General features: G+C 70.2%; 4 protein-coding genes. All 4 read right to left on the reverse strand.

The genetic code is table 11. From position 1 onward, the window contains the following. Positions 1 to 40: 40 nt before the first annotated feature. Entirely contained in the window at positions 41 to 2,704 is a 2,664-nt protein-coding gene (locus ACFWM7_RS32330; RefSeq protein ID WP_383267544.1) for a RelA/SpoT family protein, read from the reverse strand. Between the two features lie 170 nt (positions 2,705 to 2,874). Beyond that, positions 2,875 to 3,426: an adenine phosphoribosyltransferase gene (locus ACFWM7_RS32335; RefSeq protein ID WP_383267546.1), complete on the reverse strand. Its 552-nt coding sequence runs from the start codon at positions 3,424 to 3,426 to the stop codon at positions 2,875 to 2,877. A gap of 3 nt (positions 3,427 to 3,429) precedes the next feature. After that, on the reverse strand, positions 3,430 to 4,515 hold the full coding sequence (secF, locus tag ACFWM7_RS32340) for a protein translocase subunit SecF (RefSeq protein ID WP_383267548.1): 1,086 nt from the start codon (positions 4,513 to 4,515) through the stop codon (positions 3,430 to 3,432). A 1-nt stretch (position 4,516) separates the two neighbouring features. Continuing rightward, positions 4,517 to 6,307 (reverse strand): protein translocase subunit SecD, encoded by a 1,791-nt coding sequence (gene secD, locus ACFWM7_RS32345; RefSeq protein WP_383267550.1) that lies wholly within the window; start codon positions 6,305 to 6,307, stop codon positions 4,517 to 4,519. Between the last annotated feature and the right edge of the window lie 216 nt (positions 6,308 to 6,523).

Consider the following 6,523-nt stretch of genomic DNA (forward strand, 5'->3'; position numbering starts at 1 on the left):
CCGGTACGCATCGCGTACCGGGGCCTTTCTGTCGTCGCTGTTACGGCCTCCTGGCCGACGTGACGCGGTAGACGTCGTAGACGCCCTCCACACCGCGTACGGCCTTCAGGACGTGGCCCAGGTGCTTGGGGTCGCCCATCTCGAAGGTGAAGCGCGAGGTGGCCACCCGGTCGCGGGAGGTCTGGACGGCCGCCGACAGGATGTTGACGTGCTGGTCGGAGAGGATCCGGGTGACGTCGGAGAGCAGCCGGGAGCGGTCCAGCGCCTCGACCTGGATGGCGACCAGGAAGACGGAGGACTGGGTCGGGGCCCACTCGACCTCCAGGATCCGTTCGGGCTGCTGCGAGAGCGACTCCACGTTGACGCAGTCGGCGCGGTGCACGGAGACGCCGCTGCCCCGGGTGACGAAGCCGATGATCGGGTCGCCGGGGACGGGCGTGCAGCAGCGGGCGAGCTTGACCCAGACGTCCTCGACGCCCTTGACGACGACGCCGGGGTCGGCGTTGGCGCGGCGCTTGCTGCGGCCGCCGTGCGAGGGCGGGGTGGACTCGGCGATGTCCTCGTTGGCCTCGTCGTGGCCTCCGAGTGCCTGCACCAGCTTCTGGACGACGCCCGCCGCCGCGACATGTCCCTCGCCGATCGCCGCGTACAGCGAGGAGATGTCGGGGTAGCGCATCTCGTGGGCGAGGGTGACCAGGGAGTCGCCGGTGAGGATGCGCTGGATCGGCAGGTTCTGCTTGCGCATGGCGCGCGCGATGGCGTCCTTGCCCTGCTCGATCGCCTCGTCGCGGCGCTCCTTGGAGAACCAGGCGCGGATCTTGTTGCGGGCGCGCGGCGACTTGACGAAGCCGAGCCAGTCCCGGGAGGGACCGGCGCCGGCCGCCTTGGAGGTGAAGACCTCGACCAGGTCGCCGTTGTCGAGCGTCGATTCGAGCGGGACGAGCCGCCCGTTGACGCGTGCTCCTATGGTCCGGTGGCCGACCTCGGTGTGGACGGCGTACGCGAAGTCGACGGGGGTCGCGCCGGCGGGCAGCGCTATCACGTCGCCCTTCGGCGTGAAGACGAAGACCTCGTTGCGCGAGAGGTCGAAGCGCAGGGACTCCAGGAACTCGCCGGGGTCCTCGGTCTCCTTCTGCCAGTCCAGGAGCTGGCGCAGCCACGCCATGTCGTTGACGGTGTCCTGGCCGCGCCCGGTGTTCTTGGGGATGTCGGTACGGACCTTGGAGGCGCCCGCGACGGCCTCCTGCTTGTACTTCCAGTGGGCGGCGATGCCGTACTCGGCGCGGCGGTGCATGTCGAAGGTCCGGATCTGGAGCTCGACGGGCTTACCGCTGGGACCGATCACCGTGGTGTGCAGCGACTGGTACATGTTGAACTTGGGCATCGCGATGTAGTCCTTGAACCGCCCGGGCACCGGGTTCCACCGGGCGTGGACGGTGCCGAGCGCCGCGTAGCAGTCGCGGACCGTGTCGACGAGGACGCGGATGCCCACCAGGTCGTAGATCTCGGCGAAGTCCCGGCCTCGCACGATCATCTTCTGGTAGACGCTGTAGTAGTGCTTGGGGCGGCCGGTGACGGTGGCCTTGATGCGGGCGGCGCGCAGGTCGGACTGGACCTCGTCGGTCACTATGGCGAGGTACTCGTCGCGCTTGGGGGCGCGCTCGGCGACGAGGCGGACGATCTCGTCGTACATCTTGGGGTAGAGGATCGCGAAGGCGAGGTCCTCCAGCTCCCACTTGATGGTGTTCATGCCCAGCCGGTGCGCCAGCGGGGCGTAGATCTCCAGCGTCTCGCGGGCCTTCTTCTCCTGCTTCTCCCGCTTGAGATAGCGCATGGTGCGCATGTTGTGCAGGCGGTCGGCGAGCTTGATGACGAGGACCCGGGGGTCCTTGGCCATGGCGACGACCATCTTGCGTACGGTCTCGGCCTGGGCGGCCTCGCCGAACTTGACCTTGTCCAGCTTGGTGACGCCGTCGACGAGCAGGGCGACCTGGTCGCCGAAGTCGCGCTTGAGGGTGTCCAGGCCGTACTCGGTGTCCTCCACCGTGTCGTGGAGCAGGCCCGCCATCAGCGTCGCGGGGTCCATGCCGAGCTCGGCGAGGATCGTGGTGACGGCCAGCGGGTGGGTGATGTAGGGGTCGCCGCTCTTGCGCTTCTGGCCGCGGTGCCAGCGCTCGGCGACCTGGTAGGCCTTCTCGATCTGGCGGAGCGTGGCCGTCTCGATCTTGGGGTCGTTGCCCCGGACCGTACGCAGGAGGGGTTCCAGGACCGGGTTGTACGGGCTGGAGCGCTGGACCCCGAGGCGGGCGAGGCGCGCCCGCACGCGGTTGGAGGAGCCGCCGGAGCGGGAGGCGGACCCGGTGGCGGCCCCGGCCTTCGCAGGGGGCCCGGGGGGCGGGGGCTTGGGCGCGGCGGCGGCCGGTTTCCTGGCCGGGGGCTGCACGGGGCCCGTCGTCCCGGCCGGTGTCGGCGGGGCCTCGGGGGCCGCGGGCTTCGCCGGAGGGGTGGCGGCCTCGGCGGACTGCGCGGTGTCGGGGCGCGCCGGGGCGGCGGGCTTCGCGGCCCGGGGGCGCGCGGTGCCGGCGGCCGGCTCGGCGGGCGCGGACTCCGGCGCGTTCGAGGGCGCGGCCTTATCCGGCGTGGCGGGGGCCGCCACGGGCTTGTCGGGCTGCGGGGCGGCGGCTGACTGGGCCTCGTCTGGCAAGAGCGCTCCTCGTGCGGATCCGGGGTACCCGGAGAGCCCATGGTATCGATCCCCCGGCGGGACCTCGCCCGGGGACGGTGGGAGCCTGCACAACGAGGGATGGGCACCCGGTGTTCCCGGGTGCCCATCCTGATGTCCTCGGTACCCCTCGCCGGGCGGTGGCCTGCGGATCAGACCGTGATCAGGGCCTCCAGCGGGGTGCCGGCGAGGCCCGGCTCCAGGCGGGCGCGGCCCGCGAGGAAGCCGAGCTCCATGAGGACCGCGACGCCCGCGATCTGGGCGCCGGCCCGCCGGATGAGCTCCAGCGAGGCCTCGGCGGTGCCGCCGGTGGCGAGGACGTCGTCGATGACCATGACCCGGTCCTCGGCGTCGAGGTCCTCGGCGTGGATCTCGATCTCCGCGCTGCCGTACTCCAGCTCGTAGGTCTGGCTCAGCGTGGCTCCGGGAAGCTTGCCGGCCTTGCGGACCGGGACGAATCCGATGCCCGCCCGGACCGCGACGGGCGCGGCCAGGATGAAGCCGCGGGCCTCCAGGCCGACGATCTTCGTGGCGCCGTGCCGTACGCACAGCTCCGCGAGGGCGTCGGTGAGCGCCGTGAAGGCCACCGGGTCGGCGAGCAGCGGGGTGATGTCCTTGAACACCACGCCCGGCTTCGGGTAGTCCGCGACATCGCGGATCCGGCTGAGCAGCAGCTCCCTGATGGATTCGGTGGTGCTCGTCATCGCTCAGCGCTTCCCGGGGGTGCGGCCGTGCGACCGGGGGCGGCCGATCGCCGTGCCCGCCGTCTCGGTGTCGTCGCGCGGGTCGTCGGAGCCGTCGTCCGGGGACTCGCCCTTGGCGGCCGCGGCGGCCCGCTTGGCCAGGACCCGCTTCTTCAGCGCCTTCATCTGCGGGTCGCGTTCCTTGAGGTCGGCGACGAGCGGCGTGGCGATGAAGATCGAGGAGTAGGCGCCGGCGGCGAGACCGACGAACAGCGACAGCGAGATGTCGTTCAGCATGCCCGCGCCGAGGACGCCGCCACCGATGAACAGCAGACCGGCCACCGGCAACAGCGCCACGACGGTGGTGTTGATGGAGCGGACCAGGGTGCTGTTGATCGACCGGTTGGCGATCTCGCTGTACGTGTAGCGGGTCTGCTTGGTGATGTCCTTCTGGCCTTCCTTGAGGCTGTCGAAGACGACCACCGTGTCGTACAGGGAGTAACCGAGAATGGTCAGCAGACCGATCACCGTGCCCGGGGTGACCTCGAAGCCGACCAGGGCGTAGACGCCGACCGTGATGGTGATGTCGTGGATCAGCGCGATGAGGGCGGCGACGGCCATCCGCCACTCGAAGGCGATGGCCAGATAGATCACCACCAGGATCATGAAGACCCCGAGACCGGTCCACGCCTTGTTGGCGATCTGCTCGCCCCAGCTGGGGCCGACCAGGTCCGCGTTGATGTCGTTGGCGGGGATGCCGAGCTCGTCGGAGAGGGTCTCCTTGATCTCGTTGGCCTTCGCGGTGTCGACCTCGGTGATCTGGATGCGCAGACCGCCGTTGCCGAGCTCCTGGACGATCGCCATGTGGCCGGAGGCCTCGGTCGCCACGTCCGTGGCCTGGGAGGTGGAGATCTGGGCCTTGGTGTCGGTCGTGAAGACCGCGCCGCCCTTGAACTCGATGCCCATGCGGAGGCCGCCGACCGCCACGCCGATGATGGCCGTGATGGTGATCAGTATCGAGACGCCGTACCAGATCTTGCGGTTGCGGATGAAGTCGTAGCCGACCTCGCCGCGGTAGAGCCGGGCGCCGAGATTGCCGAGTCGCGACATCTCACGCCTCCTTCGGTTCGGTGGGGGCGTTGACACGGCGCGAACGGCGCAGCGGCGGCTGGGCGCCGAGCCGCTTCGGGTCCAGCCCGGACCACGGGCCGCCCTTGGAGAAGAACTTCGTCCGGCCCATGAGCGTCATCAGGGGCTTGGTGAAGAGGAACACCACGACGACGTCGAGCAGGGTGGTGAGGCCGAGCGTGAAGGCGAAGCCCTGCACCTTGCCGACGGTGACGATGAAGAGCACCGCGGCGGCCAGGAACGACACGAAGTCGGAGACCAGGATGGTGCGGCGGGCGCGCGGCCAGGCGCGCTCGATGGCCGGTCGCAGCGTGCGTCCTTCGCGGATCTCGTCTCTGACGCGTTCGAAGTAGACGATGAAGGAGTCCGCTGTGATGCCGATGGCGACGATGGCGCCACAGACCGCCGGGAGGTTCAGCGCGAAGCCGATGGCCGGGCCCAGCAAGGCCATGATCGTGTACGTCAGGATGCCGGAGACCAGCAGGCTGAGCAGCGCGATGAACGCGAGGCCCCGGTAGTAGACGACCAGGTAGATGATGACCAGCGCCAGACCGATGGCGCCGGCGATCAGGCCCGCCTGGAGCTGCTCGCTGCCGAGCGCGGCGGTCACCGTGGTGACGCTGACCTCCTTGAAGGTCAGCGGCAGTGCACCGTAGGACAGGATGTTGCCGAGATCCTCGGCCGACTGCTGGTCGAAGCTGCCGGAGATCTGGGCGTTCTTGCTGAGCGCGGTGCGCACCGAGGGAGCGGAGACGACCTCGCCGTCGAGGACGATCGCGAACTGGTTCATCGGCGGCTGCTGCTGCGAGAGCCGGCTGGTGATCGTCTGGAACTTCTTGGCGCCGGCGGAGGTGAACTCCATCGACACGATCCACTGGCCGGACTGCTGGTCGATGGCGCCCTTGGCGTCGTCGACGTCGCTGCCGGAGACCTCGGCGGGGCCGAGGACGTACTTCTCGTAGCTGCCCGGGACGTTCGAGCCGCAGGCGACGATCGAGTCGGTCGGCTTGGCGTTCTGGCCGGCCGCCGTGCGCTGCTTCGGGTCGGTGCAGTCGAGCTTGGCGAACTCTTCCTGGAGCTTGGCCGTGGCCGGGTCCGCGGAGGGCGAGGCCTCGGGGGAATCGGACGGCTTCGGCTTGTCGGTGGCGCCGGGGGTCGGGTCGTCCTTCGTCAGGGCTCCGGTGACCGCGCGGCCCTGGGTGGTGGCGCTCGCCGAGGGGGTGGCCTCCGTACCGGTGGCCTCCTCACCCTCGGGCTTGTCCTCGCCCTTGGGCTTGTCCTCACCCTCGGCGGACTCGCCGGGCTTCGGGGTGGCGCCGGCGGAGGGGCTCTCCGAACCGGAGGGCTTGGGTGCCTCGGGGCCGCTCGCCTGCACCGTCAGAACAGGCCGGAAGTAGAGCTGGGCGGTGGTGCCGACCTGCTCCTGGGCCTGCTTGGAGTTCGTCCCCTTGGGGATGTTGACGATGATGTTCTTCGTGCCCTGGGTCTGGACCTCGGCCTCGGAGACGCCCAGACCGTTGACACGCCGCTCGATGATCCCGACCGCGGTGTCCATGTTGGTCTGGTTGATCGCGTTCGGCTTGCCGGGCTGGTTCTGCGCCTCCAGCGTGATCGACGTCCCGCCGGCGAGGTCGATGCCCAGCCGGGGCGTGGTGTGCCCGGACAGGAACAACCCGCCGGTGAGCGCGACCATGGCGATGAGGATCAGAGCCAGGGCACGCCCCGGCCTGCCCTGACCGCCGGACGGCCCTCGGCCCTTCTTGGGTGCTGCCACCTTCTCGTTTCTCCCTGTCCAACCGCCCCGCGCCGGGTACGCGCCCGAGCGGCCACGAAGTGTAGTGGGGACCTGCCCCCCGCAGACGACCGCACGTCCCCGGGGACGCCGCGCGCCGGTGGGCGCGCGGCGTCCCCGGGATCGTGAGAACTACGTGGGGTGGGCGTGGGCGGCGGGGTTTGCCGCGCCCTTTGCGGGCGTGGTGTGCTTGTGGGG

It is taken from the genome of Streptomyces sp. NPDC058375, assembly GCF_042723425.1.
Classification (GTDB): Bacteria; Actinomycetota; Actinomycetes; order Streptomycetales; family Streptomycetaceae; genus Streptomyces; species Streptomyces durocortorensis.